At 63.2% G+C, this 19,846-nt stretch carries 17 protein-coding genes and 1 pseudogene; 10 read left to right on the top strand and 8 right to left on the bottom strand.

Going from position 1 to position 19,846, the window contains the following annotated elements; genetic code table 11:
• Positions 1-4: 4 nt before the first annotated feature.
• The 3 genes from ACIU1A_RS06695 to ACIU1A_RS06685 form a co-directional block, all read right to left on the bottom strand.
• Positions 5-1,117 (bottom strand): ABC transporter substrate-binding protein, encoded by a 1,113-nt coding sequence (locus ACIU1A_RS06695; RefSeq protein ID WP_140494711.1) that lies wholly within the window; start codon positions 1,115-1,117, stop codon positions 5-7.
• A gap of 69 nt (positions 1,118-1,186) precedes the next feature.
• Entirely contained in the window at positions 1,187-2,281 is a 1,095-nt protein-coding gene (locus tag ACIU1A_RS06690; RefSeq protein ID WP_404926924.1) for an ABC transporter ATP-binding protein, read from the bottom strand.
• A gap of 196 nt (positions 2,282-2,477) precedes the next feature.
• Positions 2,478-3,335 (bottom strand): LysR family transcriptional regulator, encoded by an 858-nt coding sequence (locus ACIU1A_RS06685; protein WP_404926923.1) that lies wholly within the window; start codon positions 3,333-3,335, stop codon positions 2,478-2,480.
• Positions 3,336-3,410: 75 nt separating this feature from the next.
• Between ACIU1A_RS06685 and ACIU1A_RS06680 the strand changes: the two genes are divergently transcribed.
• The 6 genes and pseudogenes from ACIU1A_RS06680 (at position 3,411) to ACIU1A_RS06655 (ending at position 11,078) form a co-directional block, all read left to right on the top strand.
• Positions 3,411-5,000, top strand: a complete 1,590-nt coding sequence (locus ACIU1A_RS06680) for an amidohydrolase (protein WP_404926922.1) — start codon at positions 3,411-3,413, stop codon at positions 4,998-5,000.
• A 28-nt stretch (positions 5,001-5,028) separates the two neighbouring features.
• Positions 5,029-5,961: a dimethylarginine dimethylaminohydrolase family protein gene (locus tag ACIU1A_RS06675; RefSeq protein ID WP_404926921.1), complete on the top strand. Its 933-nt coding sequence runs from the start codon at positions 5,029-5,031 to the stop codon at positions 5,959-5,961.
• A 206-nt stretch (positions 5,962-6,167) separates the two neighbouring features.
• Positions 6,168-8,317 (top strand): annotated as a pseudogene (locus ACIU1A_RS06670) (transglycosylase domain-containing protein).
• A 133-nt stretch (positions 8,318-8,450) separates the two neighbouring features.
• Positions 8,451-9,035, top strand: coding sequence for a DUF1214 domain-containing protein (locus tag ACIU1A_RS06665; protein ID WP_140624505.1), 585 nt, complete (start codon positions 8,451-8,453; stop codon positions 9,033-9,035).
• Positions 9,028-9,597, top strand: a complete 570-nt coding sequence (locus ACIU1A_RS06660; RefSeq protein ID WP_404926920.1) for a DUF1254 domain-containing protein — start codon at positions 9,028-9,030, stop codon at positions 9,595-9,597. The genes ACIU1A_RS06665 and ACIU1A_RS06660 overlap by 8 nt, the downstream gene beginning before the upstream one ends.
• Before the next feature lie 449 nt (positions 9,598-10,046).
• Positions 10,047-11,078, top strand: a complete 1,032-nt coding sequence (locus tag ACIU1A_RS06655) for a hypothetical protein (protein ID WP_140878928.1) — start codon at positions 10,047-10,049, stop codon at positions 11,076-11,078.
• On the opposite strand, the gene ACIU1A_RS06650 is transcribed toward ACIU1A_RS06655, so the two are convergent.
• The 3 genes from ACIU1A_RS06650 to ACIU1A_RS06640 all read right to left on the bottom strand — a co-directional run bounded on the left by ACIU1A_RS06650 (position 11,056) and on the right by ACIU1A_RS06640 (position 13,959).
• The gene (locus ACIU1A_RS06650) at positions 11,056-11,403 is read right to left on the bottom strand and encodes a DUF1491 family protein (protein ID WP_140494737.1); all 348 of its coding nucleotides are present in this window, start codon (positions 11,401-11,403) and stop codon (positions 11,056-11,058) included. The genes ACIU1A_RS06655 and ACIU1A_RS06650 overlap by 23 nt on opposite strands.
• Positions 11,404-11,474: 71 nt before the next feature.
• A complete protein-coding gene (locus ACIU1A_RS06645; protein WP_404926919.1) occupies positions 11,475-12,239 on the bottom strand; it encodes a peptidoglycan-binding protein in 765 nt (254 codons plus the stop codon).
• Positions 12,214-13,959: a PAS domain-containing sensor histidine kinase gene (locus ACIU1A_RS06640; protein WP_404926918.1), complete on the bottom strand. Its 1,746-nt coding sequence runs from the start codon at positions 13,957-13,959 to the stop codon at positions 12,214-12,216. Before ACIU1A_RS06640 ends, ACIU1A_RS06645 begins: the two co-directional genes overlap by 26 nt.
• Positions 13,960-14,492: 533 nt before the next feature.
• Here ACIU1A_RS06640 and ACIU1A_RS06635 point away from each other — a divergent pair.
• Entirely contained in the window at positions 14,493-14,843 is a 351-nt protein-coding gene (locus ACIU1A_RS06635) for a DUF5330 domain-containing protein (RefSeq protein ID WP_404926917.1), read from the top strand.
• A 99-nt stretch (positions 14,844-14,942) separates the two neighbouring features.
• On the top strand, positions 14,943-15,371 hold the full coding sequence (locus tag ACIU1A_RS06630; RefSeq protein WP_404927867.1) for a SufE family protein: 429 nt from the start codon (positions 14,943-14,945) through the stop codon (positions 15,369-15,371).
• Between the two features lie 175 nt (positions 15,372-15,546).
• Here the strand turns inward: ACIU1A_RS06630 and ACIU1A_RS06625 are convergent, their stop codons facing one another.
• Positions 15,547-15,972 (bottom strand): MucR family transcriptional regulator, encoded by a 426-nt coding sequence (locus tag ACIU1A_RS06625; RefSeq protein ID WP_095089970.1) that lies wholly within the window; start codon positions 15,970-15,972, stop codon positions 15,547-15,549.
• Positions 15,973-16,401: 429 nt separating this feature from the next.
• Positions 16,402-16,770: an SH3 domain-containing protein gene (locus ACIU1A_RS06620; protein WP_404927866.1), complete on the bottom strand. Its 369-nt coding sequence runs from the start codon at positions 16,768-16,770 to the stop codon at positions 16,402-16,404.
• Between the two features lie 116 nt (positions 16,771-16,886).
• On the opposite strand from ACIU1A_RS06620, the gene ACIU1A_RS06615 reads away from it, so the two are divergent.
• Both ACIU1A_RS06615 and ACIU1A_RS06610 read left to right on the top strand, forming a co-directional pair.
• Positions 16,887-19,001: a S9 family peptidase gene (locus ACIU1A_RS06615; RefSeq protein WP_404926916.1), complete on the top strand. Its 2,115-nt coding sequence runs from the start codon at positions 16,887-16,889 to the stop codon at positions 18,999-19,001.
• A 67-nt stretch (positions 19,002-19,068) separates the two neighbouring features.
• The gene (locus tag ACIU1A_RS06610) at positions 19,069-19,695 is read left to right on the top strand and encodes a LysE family translocator (protein ID WP_140520736.1); all 627 of its coding nucleotides are present in this window, start codon (positions 19,069-19,071) and stop codon (positions 19,693-19,695) included.
• Positions 19,696-19,846 lie beyond the last annotated feature (151 nt).

Below are 19,846 nucleotides of genomic sequence, written 5' to 3'. Positions count from 1 at the left end.
CCGGTCAGGCGGAGATGATCTTGGTATATTCGTCCAGCGCCGCCCCGTAATTCTTGGCGTACCAGTCCATGTCGAGCGGGATCTGCTTCTTCATGTTCTCGGGATCGACCGGGTTGATGCGCTTCTTGTCGGCGGGAACCAGAGCGTCGGCAGCCGGGTTGGCCGGGCCCTGACCGAGCTTGTCGAACATGACAAGCTGCTTTGCAGGGTCCTGCGCGCTGGCGATGAACTTCATCGCCGCGTCCTTGCCGCCGGGGTTGTTCTTCAACACGGCCAGTGCGCCGGGCGAAATCAGGCCCTGGTCCCAGATGAACTTGATCTGACCGCCCGAATCCTGCTCGATCAGCGAGGCTCGCGTCGACCAGACGATCGCCATCGAGGCTTCGCCGTTGAGCAACACGCTCTGGCTTTCCGCGCCGCCGCCCCAATAGGCGACGACGTTCTCCTTGAACGCGGCGATCTTGTCATGCGCGCGCTTGAGGTCGAGCGGATAGAGCGACGCCGGCGCGATGCCGTCGGCGAGAAGAGCCGCCTCCCAACTCGACACGCCCCATTTGTAGAGGGAGCGCTTGCCGGGGAATTTCTTCACGTCGAAGAAATCGGCCATGCCGGTCGGGGCATTGCTGCCGTATTTCTGCGAATCGTAGGCGATCACATAGGAGAAGAAATAGGTCGAGGCGGCGTAATCCCAGCCGAAACCCGGCCGCATCTTCTTCTTGTCGACTATTGTGTAGTCGATCGGCTCGAGCATGCCTTGCGCGCCAAGCGTGATGGCCGAGAACGGGTCGACGTCGACAAGATCCCAGGTCGGCGCACCGCTTTTAAATTGTGCCGCGATGGCCCCTTCGGTCGGGCCGGAGCCATCCATCTTGACGGTGATGCCGGTGTCCTTGGTGAAAGCCTGGCCATAGGCGGCGTCGTAAGCCGTGATGGCGTCGCCGCCCCAGTTGACCAGCACCAGTTCCTTCGCGGCGGCGAAGGACTTGGTCGAGCGCAGCAGCAGCGGCGTGCCGGCAAGCACGAGGCCTGCAAGTTGCGTGAATTGCCGGCGCGAGATCTCACCGCGCCTTGTCCTTTCGGAGAGCGTTTCGATGGCCTGTTTTTTGGTATCGTTCATGTTAGTTCCCCTTTGTTTTCGTTGATCGAATCCGGAATCCGGTGCGGCGAATTCAGGCCGCGCCGGTGCTCATTGCCCTCCGTCCGGAAGGAGGAAACCCTTTTCCGCCGGCCAGGTCAGCCAGACGGAATTGCCTTTGCTGAGTGCCGCGGCCGCGACCTCGTTCGGCACAGAGACGGTCACCTTCGCACCTTGGCGTGTCGTAAGGTCGAGTTTGGTCGCCGCGCCCAGATAGGTCGATCCGATCGCGGTGGCAGCTATGCCGTTCTCGCCTGCCGCCGCCTCGCGCGCTATCGACATATGTTCTGGCCGGATCGCCAGGATGGCATTGCCATCCACTGCTTCGGCGTTGCCGCGCAGCTTGATTGCCCGGTCTTCGCAGAGCGCGGTCGCGCCATGGTCGGCGACGCGCACGCCCTTCAGCGGCAGCATATTGATCTCGCCCAGGAACTCGGCGACGAAGCGGTTGGCGGGCCGGTCATAGACCTCGTCAGGCGCTCCGACCTGCAACAATTTGCCATGGTTGTAGATGGCGACACGCGAGGACAGCGCCAGCGCCTCGCTCTGGTCGTGGGTGACGAAGACGAAGGTGGTGCCGGTCTCCTGGTGCAGACGTTTCATCTCGGCCTGCATCTGGCCGCGCAGGCTCTTGTCCAGCGCCGAGAACGGCTCGTCGAGCAAAAGCACGCCCGGCTCGAACACCAGCGCGCGGGCCAGCGCCACGCGTTGTTGCTGGCCGCCGGAAAGCTGCGCCGGCAGCTTTTTCTCGTGGCCGAGCAGACCGACGCGCTCTATCATCTCGCCGACGCTACGCTTGATCTCGGCGGCAGATTTCTTGCGAACCTTGAGGGGAAAGGCGATGTTTTGCTCGACGCTCATATGCGGGAAGAGCGCATAGCCCTGGAACACCATGCCGGCGGCGCGCTGTTCGGCCGGCCGGTCGGTAATATCGACGCCGTCGCTGAACAGGCGGCCCTCGCTGGGCTGCAGGAAGCCGGCCAGGATCATCAGGAAGGTGGTCTTGCCGGAGCCGGAGGGGCCGAGCAGCGTCAAAAACTCGCCGCGGCCGATATTGAGCGTCAGATTGTCCAGCGCACGGAACGAGCCGAAGCTCTTGCCGATCCCGTTCGCCTTGATCTCTGCGGCCCGGCCGGGTTGCTGCATCCTGCCTCTTCCTTGGTGGCTGGGGAAATCGTAGGCAGCGCGAAGGCTCACCGCAACCGAATAGTTTTCGCCTGATCGGCAAATTTGATTCATCTATGGCGAATGCCGGCGACGCTGGAGCCGCGAAATTCACCTCTCCTGGGGGAGATCAGTTGATCTCAATATGTCCGCAACCTGTTCTCCGATAGCTTCGACCTCAACCATCCCCCAAACGCCTCCAGCACAGGGTGACCCGCCTTGGCGTGCTCGGAAACCAGGAAATAGGAACGCGGCGACGGGATCGAGGTCTCGAACGGCTTGACCAGCCGGCCCTCACCAGCGCCCGGCGGCTGGTCAGCTCGTCCCCCATGGCGATGCCCTGGCCGGCAATCGCCGCCGAGAAAACGAGGTTCATGTCGGAAAAGAAGATGCCGCCCTCGGTGTCGGGGTTCTCGACCTTGGCCAGCGCCAGCCAGCGCGCCCAGTCCTCCGTATCGCCAAGATGCAGCAGGTTGGCGCGCAGGACGTCGGCGGGCTTGGAAAAGCCGCCCACTTTGTTGAGTAGCGTCGGGCTGCAGAGCGGCGTGAACGAGATTTCGCACAGCAGTTCCACCACGCGGTTCGGCCAGTTGCCGACGCCAAAGGCAATGAAGGCGTCGGCGTCCGGATTGCTGACGTCGTCGAGCCGCCGGGGCGTCAGTATGCTCAGCGCCACGTCCGGATACATCTGCCGGAACTCGCCGATATGGGTGCACAAGAACAGCGAGGCGAAGCCTGGTGTGCATGAGACTGCGAAGGAGCCGCCGACCCCGGTGCCGGCGTTTTGCGCCACCGCGTCGCCGAGCACGGTCAGCGCCTTGCGCACGTCCGCGGCATAGCGCTGGCCGCGCGGTGTCAGCGCCACGCCCTTGCCGATGCGCTCCAGCAGATCGAAGCCGAGGTCGCGTTCGAGCAAGCGCAATTGATGGCTGACCGCACTGCGGGTGAGGTGCAATTCGTCGGCGGCGCGCCAGACGCTGCCATGACGGGCGAAACTGTCGAGGGCGCGCAGCGCCTGCGTCGATGGAATTCTCAAGAGGTGAACCGAATTTGCACGAACCGGGAAAACATATCACTTTTTGGCGAGCCGCTTCACTGCTTTCTTTGGCGCATGGAAAAACCGGTGACGACATCGGCGCAAGAAACCGCTCTTGCCTGCCTCGACGGCATCCAGCCGCTGCTGTCGGCCTGGACGCGCACCATCTTCGACTTCGGCGAGACTGCCTGGCGCGAGTACCAGTCGGCAGACTGGTATGTCGATCGGCTGAAGCGCGAGGGGTTTGCGGTCGAGGAAGGCTCCGCGGGCATGCCGACGGCCTTCTGCGCCCACTGGACCAATGGGGACGGTCCGACCATCGGCATGTATGCCGAATATGACGCCGTGCCCGGCAACTGCCAGGACGCTGCCACGGTGAGGCGGCCACGCCTCGGGCTCGGTTCCGAAGCCGGCGGCCATACCGATCCACACTCGGGCCTGGGCATGGCCAGCCTGGGCGGTCTGCTCGCCACCAAGGCCGCCATGCAGCGCCACGGCATTGCAGGCACGCTGCGCTTCACCGGCGAGCCGGCGGAGAAGGTGCGCGGCTCGAAACCGATCCATGCAGCCAAAGGCTATTATGACGGCCTAGCCGGCATGATCTCCTTCCATCCCTTCTACATGCTGCCGCTCTGCAACACTGCGCGCTGGGACACCCATTGCGGCGCTGCCTACGCGATGATCTATCGCTTCATCTGCGATGAGCCCGAGAATTGGGCACGCGCCGCCGGCGACGGCGCCCCGATCCCGCAAGCACATTCGGCGGTTCGCGCGCCCGGCGCCAACGACGCGCTGATGACGATGTACATAGCCTCCAAGGCGCTGCGCGATTCCATGCTGCCGCACCAGGGCGGCTGGTCGATCAGCGAGGCGATCCTGACGGCGGGCCAGGCCACCGCCGACAATCTGCCGGCAGGCCTTGCCGAGATCCAGTACATGATCCGTGTTCCGATCATCGCCATGGCCGAGCAGGTCACCGCCGTGCTCGACCGAAACGCCTCGGCCGCCGCCGCGATCAGCGGCTGCCGCTACGAACGGCACTGGGTTTCGAAGTCGCGGCCGGGGCTGGCCAATCATGCCATGGCCGGGATCGCCTATGAGGCGTTGGCGAGCGTCGGCCCGCCCCGCTGGGACGAGGCGGCGAAGAAGATCGCCCGCGAGATCCAGGTCAATGCCGGTGGGGTGGCGAGCGAAAACCCCTTCATCGACGAGCTGGAGCGGCTGATTGCACCACAGGAGGCAGAGGCGATCCTGCGCCGCGACCTGCCGCCGTCGCAGGTGAACTCGACCTCGGACGACTACACCGACATGAGCTGGCACGCGCCGACGGCGCGTTTCTATGTCGCCCGCCCTGCCCTGCGTTCGGCAAACGGTCATGTTTTTCCAGCTTGGGCGATGAACGCGCTGGGTGGCATCCCGGCGACCATCGACCCGATGGTCATCTGCGCGGCGAAGACCGTCGCGCTATCCGCCCTTCGCCTGCTGGAAGACAAGGCCGCGCGCGACATGGCGATGGACGAGTTCGTCACCCGAACCGGCGGCGGCATTGGCGGTTCGACCTGGATCGCGCCGCTCTGCGACTACGATCCGCCCATCAACTTCCGCTGGCCGGAATATGTCACCACGCCGCGCGGCCGCGACTGGTGGATACCAAGCAAGCTATGACCGCAAACGCCCATACGAGGAGAACCGCATGACCGTTCATGACCGCATCATCGCCGAGCCGTTTTCGCTGCAGCGCCGCAACCCGGCCGGCGGCACCAAGCCGCTGACATCGTGGGGTTTCGCCAACGAGACCGACGTCTTGACCGACGTGCTGCTCGGCTCGCCCAATTTCCTGCGCCATCTCTCGACCAGTTCGCTGTCGCGGAAACACCTGCGCGAGGCACCCTGCAACGTGCAGATCGCGCAGGCGCAACACAAGGATCTGGTCGCGGCCTACGAGCATTTCGGCGTCAACATCCACTGGCACGAGCCGACGCCGGAGCTGCCGATGCAGGTCTACTCCCGCGATTCCAGCGTAATGACGCCCTACGGCGCCATCATCACCGCCATGGCCAATTGGTGGCGGCGCGGCGAGAATTATGCCGCCATTCGCACCTATGAAAAACTTGGCATCCCGATCTATGACATGGTCACCGCAGGCACCTTCGAGGGCGGCGATTTCAACGTCATCGAGGACGGCGTGGTGCTAATCGGCTGCGGCGGCGCCCGCACGCAGGAAGCAGGCGCCCGGCAGGTGCAGGCCTGGTTCGAAAAAGAGGGCTGGGAAACACGTATCGCCTTCATCGACGAGTACTATGTCCATATCGACCTGATGGTGGTGCCGATCGCCGAAAAACTCACCGCCGTCTGCCTCGCCTGCACCGAGCCGGGGATCGTCGACTGGCTGAAGGGCAAAGGGCACGAGATCATCGACGTGCCGTTCCAGGACACGATGGCGCTCGGTTGCAACTTCATGTCGCTGGGCAAGGACAGGGTGATCGCGCCGACATCCAGCCAGTCGCTGATCGGTCAACTCAAGGCGCGCGGCTTCGAAGTGGCGGCCGTCGACATGAGCGAGATCTCCAAGACCGGCGGCGGCATCCACTGCATGGCGCAGGCGCTGAAGCGCGAGGCGGCCTGAGCCCGGAACGGCAACCCCCATCTTCGCCGGCCTGATCAGCATCAGGGGGGTGAATGGCAGTTTGTAACCGCCCCCATCAACAAACCCCGCAGGTGTGTCCTCGCCACCCTTGTGGGCGTCCGCAAATGGATGAATAGTCAGGGCGGCGTCGCCCTGAAACTGCCCGCTTGGTTTTCAGGCCGTGCTATAGCCGTCCGGGTTTTTGAATGGTCAGTCCTGAACCACGCAAGAGAAGAGGTGCGATCGCCGCCCGGCTGCTGGCGCTCGACGCATGGATTGATTCCTCTCTACGAGATCGGGTTCAAGGCGCGCCAGTTCTGGGAGGGCGCGACGATTTTCTCGCGGCGCTTTCGCGTCAACGGCTGGCGCCGTGGCATCGTCGAGTTGTTGAGCGAAGGTTTTACGCTTGGCGCCGGCGGCATCGTCGTCATGCTGGCGCTGGCTATTCCCGCCTTCCAGGACACGGCCGGCGACTGGCGCGCCCAGGGCGACTTCGCCGTTACCTTCCTCGACCGTTATGGCAACGAGATCGGCCAACGCGGCATCATCCAGCGCGATTCCGTGCCGGTCGACGAAATGCCCGATCATGTCATCAAGGCGGTGCTTGCCACCGAGGACCGGCGTTTCTTCGACCATTACGGCATCGACGTTCTTGGCCTGTCGCGCGCAATCTTCGAAAATGTGCGGGCAAACTCCGTCGTCCAGGGCGGCTCCAGCATCACGCAGCAGCTCGCCAAGAACCTGTTCCTGACCAATGAGCGCACCTTCGAGCGCAAGATCAAGGAAGCCTTCCTGTCGCTGTGGCTCGAAGCCAATCTGTCGAAGAAGGAAATCTTGCAGCTCTATCTCGACCGCGCCTATATGGGCGGCGGCACGTTCGGCATCGAGGCGGCGGCGGACTTCTATTTCGGCAAGAGCGTCAAGGATCTCAACCTCGCCGAGGCGGCGATGCTTGCCGGCCTGTTCAAGGCGCCGACCAAATACGCACCGCATATCAACCTGCCGGCGGCGCGCGCGCGCCAATGTGGTGCTGTCCAATCTCGTCGATTCCGGCTTCATGACCGAGGGCCAGGTGCTGCAGGCAAGACTGCATCCGGCCGATGTCGTCGACCGCGGCGAACAGAAGAGCCCCGATTATTTCCTCGACTGGGCCTTCGACGAGGTCAAGAAGATCGCCAAGCCCGGCCAGCACTCGCTGGTGGCGCACACCACCTTCGACGCCAACATCCAGAAGGCGGCGGAAGAGTCGGTGGAGTTCCACCTGCGCCAGTTCGGCAAGGAGTACAACGTCACCGAAGGGGCCGTGGTGGTCATCGAGACCAATGGCGCGGTGCGCGCGATCGTCGGCGGCCGCGACTATGGCGCCAGCCAGTTCAACCGCGCCACCAAGGCGCTGCGCCAGACCGGTTCCTCCTTCAAGCCCTATGTCTATGCAACGGCTATGGAGCACGGCTTTACGCCGAACTCGATCGTATCAGGCGGGCCGATCAGCTGGGGCAACTGGTCGCCGCACAATTACGGTGGCGAGTCGGCGGGCAAGGTCCCGCTGATCGTGGCCATGGCCAAGTCGATCAACACGGTGCCCGTGCGGCTTGCCAAGGACTATCTCGGCATCGGGCCGATCAAGGCGATGGCGGAATCATTCGGCGTGGAATCGCCGCTCGAAGCGCACAAGACCATGGTGCTCGGCACCTCGGGCATGACCGTGATGGACCAGGCGACGGGCTACAGCGTGTTCGCGCAGAACGGCTTCGTCGGCTCCAGGCATGGCATCACGCAGCTCGTCACCCGCACCGGCGAGGTGGTCTACGATTTCGCCAAGGATGCGCCGCCGCCGCATCGCGTGCTGTCCGAGCAGGCGCTGAAATCGATGAACACCATGCTTGTCGCGGTACCAGCGATGGGTACCGCCAGGCGCGCGCAGATCCCCAACATCGTCGTCGCCGGCAAGACCGGCACGACGCAATCCTACCGCGATGCCTGGTTCGTCGGCTTCACCGGCAACTACACGGCGGCCGTCTGGCTGGGCAACGACGATTTCACCCCGACCAAGAACATGACAGGCGGCTCGCTGCCGGCGATGGTGTGGCAGCGGCTCATGGTCTATGCGCATCAGAACATCGACCTCAAGCCTATCCCCGGCATCGACAAACCCTTCGTCGACGAGGAGATCGCGGCCAAGGCCGCGGAAGCGCAGAAGAAGAGCGAGGAACAGGCAGCGGCCGATGCCGCCGCCGAACGGCCGCCGGTGCTGTCCAGCCGGACGACACAGACGCTCAGGGACATGACCCACCTGTTCGAAACGGCGCGCAGGCTCGGTGCATCTGCTCCGCCCGAAACGCTGTCGGCGCTGTGATCGCGGCGCCTCTTCCCTTCTGTCTTCGGGAAGATGGAAAAGCCGCACCTTGCGAATCCGCGTCCTGCGGCTTGCCACACGACCCCGCGCCGCGATATCCCCGAGCGGCAATTCTTCATGCGCCCGGCCTTTCATGCTCAAGAACGCCTTCCTGACGCTGCTTTCGCTTGCCATAGCCATCGGCGGCGGCGGCGCCAGCGTCTGGTATGCGCTGAAAATGCAGGACGGCGTCGGGGCGATCAGAATCGGCCAGTGGACCGCCTTTCCCGACATCGGCACACCCGCAGCCGACCCCTATTCCAAGGCCCGCGTGGCGCGCGAGGGCGTGCTTGCGCTTGGCCGCGCCGAAGGGCTGTCCTTTGTCGCCGAGGACGACGCAGCTGGCGGAGAGCTCAGGCGCGAATGTACCTACACGATCGAAGGCGGATTTCCGACCGCCCGATTCTGGACCCTCTATGCCGCCGACCAATCGCTCGGCGTGGTCGAGACCGGCAAATCGCGGCTTGCCGCACTTCAATCCTATGGCGTGCTGCGCCAATCCGACAATTCGGTGCTCATTTCCGTCGGCCATCAACCGATGCCCGGCAATTGGCTGCTGACCGACGGTTCCGGCAGGATGTATTTCGTCTTGACATTCTACGACACGCCGATCGCCAGCAGCACCGGCCTGTCGGATGTTTCGCTGCCCAAGATCACCAAGGTCGGCTGCGATGCGTAGTGTCTACGCCGCGACGCGCAGACTTGTGCATGCCGTCCTTCTCGGCCTCGTCGGTGCCGGTATCGTGCATATCGTCGTGCTGCTTCTGGTGCCTGAATTCTCGGAACGCGATGCCTGGTCGCGGCTGTCGATGGCGTCGGATCTCTACCGGATGACCCGGCTCGATGCCGAGGCGGGCGGCGCGCCGGTGGTGAAATCGGTCGACCCGCTGTTTTATGCGACGGCTTGCCGGTTCGACCTCGATGAGGGAATGGTGAGGATCAGGGCGCCGGGCAATGTGCCCTTCTGGTCGGTGTCTGTCTATGACCGCAACGGCCACAACATCTATTCATTCAACGACCACACGGCGACCGGGGGCAAGCTGGATGCCGTGGTGCTGACGCCGGCGCAGATGATCGACATGCGCAGGGACCTTCCCGAGGAGCTTCAGGGAGCGATCTTCGTCGAAGCGCCGATCGACGAGGGCATATTCGTCATCCGCAGCTTCGTGCCGGACGACAGCTGGAAGTCGATCGTGTCGCGCTTTCTGGAGCAGAGTTCGTGCGAGCTGCAGGACTTTTAGACCGCGGCCCGAACAATCCGCATCAGAACAATCAAGGGCGGTGCCGCAGGGATGATTCCCGCCTCGGCCTCAAGAACGTTCAGTGGTGCGGCACTGGCGTGCGCGGCGATCCCGGCTTGTCAGGGCCGGCAGGCCGCGCCTCCCCGCGGCGGACCGCTCATAGCGGATGCCAGGAAAGATGATCACCGCCGCCGGTATTTCGGTGGTTTGCTTTGCTCGATTGGTCGGTGCCGTTCTCGGCACGAAAGACAGTACCATGCCCATGGTTCGCGTATTCCTCTCGGTTGCCCCGGAGCACAACGCAACGCCTCCAAATATCATTAAGGCCGGCAGAGGGTTAACGGAGCGCTAACGGATCCCAGCTAACTTGATCTTTGTTTTTGGCAATCGCGAAACCGACATGGTTCCGAGCATGGTCAAGCGTGTATAGAGTATCGGGCGTATCCCTCGTGTCATCTTCGGACTTCAGGCAAATCGCGGCAAGGACGGAATCAGGAAAGGCCGAAAGGCTGTTCCGCGCAGCGGTGTCTGCGTTCTGCTCGCTCACCCGGCCATCCCGCCGTGAAATTGGCCAGCTCGAAGATCTGACGCTGCCGCTGTTCGACAACGTGTCCGCCGAATCGCGCCGCTACGTTGCGGCGGCCCTCTCTGAATGCGAATATGCTCCGGCCGGGCTGGTGCGGCGCCTGTGCGAGGAGCCGGTGGGCATCGCCGCCCCCTTGCTCATCCGCTCGCGCGCAGTCAGTGACATCGACCTCATTGCGCTGATCGGCCGGCACGGACTGCCGCATGCGCGCGCGATCGCGCGCCGCAAGAACCTTAATCCGACTATCGCCGATCTGATCAGGGCACTGGAAAGGCCGACGCTGGTGCGGGTGCGCGATCCGGAAGCGGAAGCCTCTCCGGCACAAACCGCTCCCTCGAAGGCGCCGGCCGCCGACAGCGCGGCGAAGCAGCAGACGCCGGGCGTTGGTGCCGAAAATGCGCGGCGCAGACTGCGCTCCATGATGCGGACCGGCGAGGAGGCGCAGGCGGCGCAGGTCGATCCGTTCACCGGAGCCGACACCTATGCCAAATTGCGCGAGACGGCGCTGACCGGAAACGCCGCCTTCTTCCAGACCGCGCTCGCCGATGCGCTCGATATCGATTTCTCGACGGCCAGGTTGCTGACGGCGAATCAGAATTACATGCCGCTGCTGGCGGCGCTGCGCTCGCTCGACCTCAGCGAGGACCGGGCATTCCTGATCACGGTTGCCGTCTACTCCCGCGAGTTTCCGCATCCGCAGGCGATCCGCACCTTCCTCGATCGCTACCGGCTCCTGCACCGCGACGCGGCGCTGGACAAGGTGCGGGAATGGAAGGCCGTGACCCTGTCCGATGTGGTTCGCGACGCCGCCCCCACCAACAGCGCCAGCCGCGAGGCGTCGAACAGTGACGATGCAGCGGCCTTCCCTGGCCTCAGGACATCTTCACGGAAATAAGCTCCTCGACAGGAACAGCGCCGGCCTCGATCTCAACCACCCAGATGTCGGGATCGAATTTCTTCTCGCGTTCCAGCCTGGCGTCCAGCACCGAAGCATCGGCGGCGGTGGCGAGAAGGCTAAAGAAACGGTCGTCGGGCTTGGCCGAATCGTAGCTCGTCTGTGGCGCCGGCCCATAGAGAGCGATTTCACCAAGCCGGCTCCGCGTCAGGACGAACACGGCGCCGGCTTCGGTCGCGCCGCGCTTGACCACGGCGGCAAATCCGCCCGCGCCGAAAACCCGACGCAACAGGGCCGATACCCACAGATCCGTGGTCACGCGCATGAGAAAAGTCCGGACAGCATGCGGGCTATCTATCGGTATTTACACCGCTGGGCGAGCCGTTGTTTGCGCCGTCAGTTGGTCAGGCCGATCTCGCGCATCTTGACATAGACCAGTTCGTCGGGCTCGCCGGTCTGCGGCAGGCCGAACAGCGACTGGAATTCCTTGATGGCCGCCTTGGTACGGGCGCCGACGACGCCGTCGAGTTGCATGTCGTCATTGCCGAAGGCCTTGAGCCCGGCCTGTATCTTGACAATGCGAGGATCCGGCGCTTGGGAAGCCGTATCGGTCTGCAGCGACACTGGAACCGCCTGCGACACTTCGGGACGCGGTTGCGGTTTCGGCACGGCGGCGGTTTTCGGGGTCGCGCCCAGCTGATCGAGCAGCAGCGCGTCGATCTCGCCGGACGTGTTGAGCCCAACCTTCTGCTGATAGGCCTGGATCGCCTTGCGCGTGTTGGGTCCGGAAATGCCGTCGACCGTGCCGGCGTAGAAATCGAGATCCTTCAATATGCCCTGCACCTGCTCGACCACCGGATCGCCCTTGACCGGCGCCGGCGCGGTACCTGGCCGCACGATGTTGAAGGTGGTCTCCGGCTCATCAGCGGCCGCGTGCGGAACGCCCTGCATGCTGCGGGTCGCGAAGAAGGCGCCGGCATGCGGAAAAGGCTGGTACCACAGCGCATTCGCCGAAACGTAGAACAGCGTCACCAGGAATGCCGTCGACCCTCCCACCAGGACGGGATTGCGCGAAACCATGCCGCCGATGGCGACGGCTCCGTCCTGGAAGGCGTTGCTGCGGCGCTTGGCCGCCTTAGGCTGTTTTGCGGAGCGCGCCATTTCCGTCCCCTTTCGCCCTGGCCAGCGGCATCGTCAGCACCCCGGCCTTGTCCGCCGGCCGCCCTCTCGGCCCGTTCACCGGCAGGCTGATGGTGACCGTGGTGCCCTCGCCCGGCATGCTTTCGATCGACATGGTGCCTTCGTGCAGCGCCACCAGTCCCTTGACCAGCGACAGGCCAAGGCCGGTCCCCTCGAAACGACGGGTATAGTCGTTCTGGATCTGCATGAACGGCTTGCCGAGATTGGCGAAATCTTCCTCGGCGATGCCGATGCCGGTGTCCCGCACCCAGAAATGCAGGCGCGAACCGATCCGCTTGGCGCCGACGACGACATCGCCGCCATCGGGCGTGAACTTGATCGCATTCGAGACGAGATTGATGAGGATCTGCTGCACGGCGCGCCGGTCGGCGTTGATTTCGCCGGCGTCCGGAGCGATCTGCGCCTTGAGATCGATGTTCTTGGCCTGCGCCTGCAGCCGCATCATCGACTGGCACATGTCGACGGCTTCCATGAAGCGGAACGGCTCCGGTTCGGTCGCATAGACACCGGATTCGATCCGCGACACGTCGAGGATGGAGGTTACGACGGCAAGCAGATGCTGGCCGGAATCGCGCACCAGGCCGACATATTCCTTCTGCCGTGGATCCTTGAAGGCGCCGAACATCTCGTGCAGCAGCATGTCGGAGAATCCGATGATCGCATTGAGCGGCGTGCGCAGTTCGTGGCTCACCACCGCCAGGAAGCGCCCTTTCGCCACTTCGGCGGCGGCGGCTGCGTCATTGGCGGCGCCGAGGTCTTCGCGCAAGCGGGCGACCTCTTCGTTCTCGCGCAGCACAAGCGTGAAAACGTCGCCCTGCTCCTGCGCGCGCATCAATTCGAGCGAAAACGGCCGATAGTTGTCCGCCGGGCCATTGCCATTCTGTCCATTGCCATCCTGCGGCAGCCTGACGCGCAACTCCAGCCTGCGCGACAGCGCCCCGTCGCGCATGTCGGCCAAGGCGCTGAGATAGGAGACGCGATCCGACAGATGCACGCGATCGAAAAGCCCGGTTCCGCAAAGCAGTTCCGGGGGCAGTTTCAACAGCGTACGCGCCTTTGCCGAGGCATCGATAACCTCGCCATGGCGGGCGACGCGCAGGACCACCGCGTCGATCATGTCTTCCAGACGATCGCCGGTGTCCCCTACGTCGGCCGCAGCCGCCGCGTTGCGAACCGCCGATATACGCGGCACCAGCGTCAGTGCCCAGGCCAATGGCAGCAGCCAGTGCCACGCGGCGACCGGCGCCGCGGCGTGCGGGAGGACGGTTGCCGTCACAGGCTGCAACATAATGGCGACGATGGCGCAGACGGCCCCCCACAGCGCCGCGCGGCGCGAGGCGCCGATCCACCAGGCTTCGAACGGCAGCGCCACGAAAAGCATCGCGACCGGAGAGCTCAGCCCGCCGGCAGCGGCAACAAGACCGGCGAGCGCAAGTCCCGCGATCGCCAGCGCGGCCCGGCCGGCCAGATCCATCCTGCCGGTCGCGGCCACCAGCAAGGCGATGAACCAGCAAAGACCAAAGGCCGCGAAGATGGCGGCCACGGTGACGGCTGCGCCCATGCCTGACGTGACGAGCGTGACCGCGGCACCGGCGGCAAAGAACGGAGCGGCCAGCATGGCGCCGATAAAGCGACGCTGACGCTCGCGGTCGTCCAGCCCAAGAATGGAGGGATGGACCATACGTTCACAACCGGCGGCCATTGCCCCAGGCAATTCAACGTATCTGGCCTTGATCGGCATCAACTCAACGCACCCGCACTCGTCGTGAACAGCTCTGCTTTTGCAGATCGTTTTGATTGACTCTGAAACTCGCACCCAGCCTTTAAAGAATGGATAAGGCAGGGCCGACCCAAGGCCCGGCCCACGGCGAATATCGGGATGGGAGCGCCCGAAAACCCGGGCAAATGCCACCATAGTAAACGGAGGGTTATCCGCAGGGACCGCCCGCGGCGTGGCCAGCCGCAGCGCACCGACCGCCTGATTTTGTGGAAAACGCAATAAAAACAAAGCAGTATATGGCTAATGGATGATAAGAAAAATGGTTCCAATCTGAGACAAATCGACAGCAAAACGCTTCGTTTCGAATTTGCCTCAAATTTGAAGAAAATTCTCGGCTAACCCGCAAGCCGTCCTTTGCGCCTGTGTGCCAATATCCCGCCCACAAAAGAGGTCATGCTCATGGATGCATGATCCGGTCACGACGAGAGGCGAGCATGTTCTTCCTGATGAGAATGGCTTTCTGGTTTTCGCTGGTGCTGCTGGCACTGCCGCTGGGCGTCGGTCCCGGCGAGCCGGGCCAGGAAAGCGTAGGCCCGATCCAGGCTTTGTTCGCGGCCCGCGACGCGGTCGGCGACATCGCCGGCATTTGCGAACGCAAGCCCGATGTCTGTGAGACCGGCAAGTCGGCAATGCACACCATCACCGCAAGGGCCAAGGAGACCGCCAAGATCGCGGCCGCCATGCTGGACGACAAGTCCGCCGGCCCCGACACCTCCACAATGACCGGCAGCGTTCCGGAAGAAGTCGTCTTGCCCGAGACGGTCAACCTGCCGGTAAAGAATTAGGCCGTTTCGACGGCGCACCGCGGGCAGTCTGCCCTCTCGACGCCCGCGGTGTCCTTGTTTTTCCGTGACGCGGCGACGGTGGATGACTATATCCCAGTCATGACGACCACGATCCAGACGATCCGCGACGACTTCTCGTTCCTCGACGAATGGGAGGACCGCTATCGCTATGTCATCGAACTCGGCGAGGCGCTGCCGCCATTCCCCGACGAGGAACGCACCGCCGCCAACAAGGTGCCGGGCTGTGTCAGCCAGGTCTGGCTTACCACCCAACTGGGACCGGGGGGCGATCCGGTCATCACCTTCAGGGGCGATTCGGACGCCCATATCGTGCGCGGGCTGGTGGCGATAATGTTGGCGCTGTTCTCCGGCAAGACCGCCAGCGAAATCCAGAAGACCGATGCGGAAGCGACGCTGAAGGCGCTCGGCCTGGACGAGCACCTGTCGCCGCAGCGCGCCAACGGCCTTCGCTCGATGGTCAAGCGCATCAGGCGCGATGCAGAGGCCGCACTCGAGCAGACGGCCTGATATCGCCTCCGCGACCAGCCGATCGCACTGGTACCAGCGCTGTCCTTGGCCCACCGGCAAAGTAAAACGGCGCCCGAAGGCGCCGATATCGATCCGGTTGAACTGTCCGTCCGGCTCTATCTATCGTTTGAGCCGCATTCTGCGATGCCAAGTGCACTCACCTGGCAGCAAATGCTTAGCGGGCCTTGCGCTTGCGGCCGAGGCCCATCTTCTTGGCGAGCTGGGAGCGGGCGGCCGCGTAGTTCGGGGCAACCATCGGGTAGCTCGGGTCGAGGTTCCACTTTTCGCGATACTGATCCGGCGTCAGATCATAGTGGGTCATCAGGTGACGCTTGAGCGACTTGAACTTTTTGCCGTCTTCAAGACAAACGATGTAGTCGTCATGAACCGAGCGCTTCGGGTTCACTGCCGGCTTCTGCTTGTCGGCGGGCGGCTGTTCGGCGGTTCCGCCCACACGCCCGAGAGCAGCATGGACATCGGAGATGAGGTTCGGCAGTTCGCCGACCGGCACGGGATTGTTGCTGACATAGGCGGCCACCACGTCGGCGGTCAGCTCGATCAGCGCGTCGCTGTTTCTGGAAGGTGTTTCGACAATATCCATGGTCTTCAGGCCCCAACGAGAGTTAGTTTAGTGCGCCCTTTTTTACAGGCAAGGCATTGCACGAATTTTGTGCAGACAGAGCTTCTGCGATTCGTGTCGCGGGGGCATCAATGAACCTACCTAGCAAGTAAGTCAATTCGATCCTTGCACTATATTGAACGATGTTGATCAAATATTTCCGGATCAGCTTCAATCTTTCGTGCACGATGTAATTTTTCGATATTTCTCAGGCGAAACCAGCGACCGGTGACGCAGCGTTAGCTAACCGTTACATTCGCGCTAACTCACAAAGCATCTCCGAGTGCTTTGCTTTGCTTGGAGATCGCGCCGGCAATCTTGGTTGTTCACCCCCTTTCGCAAAACCAGAGGTTGCCCCACCTCGGCCATTGCCGGCCCTCACGCGTCGTGCAGCCGACCAGCTCGGATCACTCAATACGGGGCGATGTATTTGCCATAGGCCCACCCGGTGACGAAACCGCCGTTCTTCGCCGGATCATGCCAGACTTCGCACCAGCGATAGCGAACCGCCTGCTGCTGCTTCCATGCCGGCTGATTGGCGATATCGAGCAGGTTCGTCCCGCCGGTGCATCGCCCGGTCATCTGCAAAACGGTGCCGTTCGGATATGCGGCCTGTTTCTGGGACGTGCCCAAGGGATATTTGCGCACGTCGAGCGTGTCGCCGAACGGCACGTTGGCCACTTGCCAAGCGGCGAATACGGTCGCATGAGATTGGCCGGCGATGGCCATAGTTGCGGAAACGACGGCGAGAGCCGCGACGGTGCGAGCATAGATATACATTATTTCTCCTCCCGGCCCGCTTTCTGGAGCCCGGCGCAGCAATAAGACCCGGCTCTTGAACCCGCGCTGATCGGCGTGTTCATTGGCCATTCAGGACATTTCCAAAGCGAGACGCAATGACCAAAACTTCTGCATTCCCGGATGTCACCCCGCCAACGCCCGAGAAGCGGCCGGTTTTCGACACGCATCACGGTATCACGCGAACGGACGACTATTCCTGGCTGCGGGCCGACAATTGGCAGGAGATGTTCAGGGACCCCGCATTGCTCGATGCGGGCATCCGCGCCCATCTCGAAGCCGAGAACGCCTACCAGTCGAAACTGATGGCCGACACGGCCGATTTGCGGAAGCGGCTGTTCAAGGAGATGAAGGGTCGCATCAAGGAGGACGATTCTTCCGTGCCGATGAAGGACGGACCCTACGCGTATGGCTCCTCCTTCAAACTCGGCGGCGAGCAGCCGCGCTATTTCCGCATGCCGCGGGACGGCGGCGCGCAGCATATCCTGCTCGACGGCGATGCCGAGGCCGAAGGCAAGGCCTATTTCCGGCTTGGCGGCGTCGATCATTCGGCCGACCATGGCAAGCTTTTATGGGCGTTCGACGACAAGGGCTCCGAATTCTATACGCTTCGGGTGCGCGACCTCTCCGACGGCAAGGAACTCGCGGACACGGTTCCAGACACCGGCGGTTCGGGGGTGTGGAACGCCGCCAATGACGGGTTTTTCTACACCCGGCTCGACCCCAACCACCGTCCCTCCAAGGTGCTGTTCCATGCGCTTGGGCAGGATCCGGCAAGCGATCGGCTGATCTATGAGGAAAATGATCCCGGCTTCTTCATGAATGTCGGCGGCACGCGCTCCAATGAATGGATCATGGTTGCCATCAACGACCACGAGACATCGGAATACCGGCTGCTGAGCGCGGGCGAGCCGTTTGGCGAGCCGAAGTTGGTGGCGGCGCGCGAGACCGGTCTTCAATACGAGATGGAGGAAGGCGGCGACATTTTCTTCATCCTGACCAACGCCGATGGGGCCAAGGACTTCAAGATCATGACGGCGCCGGCGAGCGATCCGATCCGCGCCAACTGGCAGGAACTGGTTCCGCACGAGGCCGGCCGGCTGATCCTGTCGGTGATCGGCTTCAAGAACCATATGGTCAGGCTGGAGCGCAAGGAGGGCCTGCCGCGCATCGTCGTGCGCGACCGTGCAACCGGCGAGGAACACCTGATCTCCTTCGACGAGGAGGCGTTTTCGCTCGGCCTGTCGGGATCCCTGGAATACGACACCGAGATCATGCGCTTCACCTATTCATCGATGACGACGCCGGCGCAGGTCTTCGACTACAACATGCGCACCCGCGAGCGCGTGTTGCTCAAGACCCAGGAGGTGCCGTCCGGCCACGACCCGGAGCGCTATGTCACGCGTCGGCTGATGGCGCCCGCGGCTGATGGCGAATTGGTGCCGGTCTCGCTCTTGTACCGCCGCGATACCCCGTTGGACGGCTCCGCGCCTTGCCTGCTTTACGGCTACGGTTCCTATGGCATCACGGTGCCGGCGGCCTTCAACACCAACTGGTTCTCGCTGGTCGACCGCGGCTTTGTCTTTGCAATCGCCCACGTCCGCGGCGGCAAGGACAAGGGCTATGGCTGGTACGATGACGGCAAGCGGGTGCACAAGATGAACACTTTCACCGATTTCATCGCCTGTGCACGCCATCTGGTCGCCGAACGCTACACTGTGCATGACCGCATCGTCGCGCAAGGTGGATCCGCCGGCGGCATGCTGATGGGCGCGGTCGCCAACATGGCGCCGGACTGTTTCGGCGGCATCGTTGCCGAGGTGCCTTTCGTCGACGTGCTCACCACCATGCTCGACGCCAGCCTGCCGCTGACCCCGCCGGAGTGGCCTGAATGGGGCAATCCGATCGCGTCGGCGGACGACTACCGGACGATCGCCGCCTACTCGCCCTATGACAATGTCGCCGCGCTCGGCTATCCACCGATCCTGGCGCTAGCCGGTCTCACCGACCCGCGCGTCACCTATTGGGAACCGGCCAAATGGGTGGCGCGGCTGCGCGAGCGCAAGACGGGCGACAATCCGGTCCTGTTCAAGATCAACATGGAATCGGGCCATGCCGGCGCGTCCGGCCGGTTTTCCCGGCTGGAGGAGATCGCCTACACATATTCATTCGCCTTGAAAGTGACAGGCAAGGCAACAGGGCCGCAGGGCTGAAGCGGTCATTGCCCTTCGGCCCCTGGCGTGACTTGATCGGCGACGAACGCCGAAGAGGATGCGAGCAATGATCGACCTGGCCACATTGACCACCTATGTCGCCGTGGTGCTCGGTTTTGTGTTTATTCCCGGTCCCGCCACGCTGCTGACGGTCGCGCGGGCAACGAGTTCGGGAACCAAAGCCGGCATCGCAACCGGCGCAGGGATCGCGGCCGGCGACGTGTTTCACACCTTCACGGCCATGGTCGGCATCTCGGCGATCATCGCCGCATCGGCGGTGTTGTTCAGCGCCGTGAAGTATCTCGGTGCGGCATATCTCGTTTATCTCGGCATTCGCGCGATCATGGAAAAGACGCCGGCCGATCTCGCCGCCGGCAGGTTCCCAATCTCAGCGGGCAAGGCGTTTCGGCAAGCCATACTGACTGAGATGCTCAACCCCAAGACGGCGCTTTTCTTCCTCGCGTTCCTGCCACAGTTCGTGCGGCCCGAAAACGGATCGGTCATGCTCCAGCTGGCGGTATTGGGGATCATCTTTGTTCTGCTGGGCCTCTTCAGCACAGTGGTTTTCGCGGTGAGCGCAGGCGGGCTTGGCACTTTCCTGCGTCGAAATCCCACGGTGTTGAAATGGCAGGGCAAGATTGTCGGCGGCATCTACTGCGGCCTGGGCGTGCGGCTGGCGCTTCAGCAGCGCTGACGCGAAACGGTGACCGGCGCGCCTTCTCGGCGAGCCGGGCAATCATTGGTTTTTGAATTCCGTGTTGCTGGTTTTCGCTCGCAATTGCGATGCCCGCGCGCTACCCAAGGCGCGTTTTGTCCCGGGCAATGACAGCCCACAATCGCACAAG

The organism is Mesorhizobium maamorense, assembly GCF_044998965.1.
GTDB lineage: Bacteria > Pseudomonadota > Alphaproteobacteria > Rhizobiales > Rhizobiaceae > Mesorhizobium.
The sequence above is the reverse complement of the archived record's forward strand: the minus strand, read 5'-3'. Positions and strand labels throughout refer to the sequence as shown.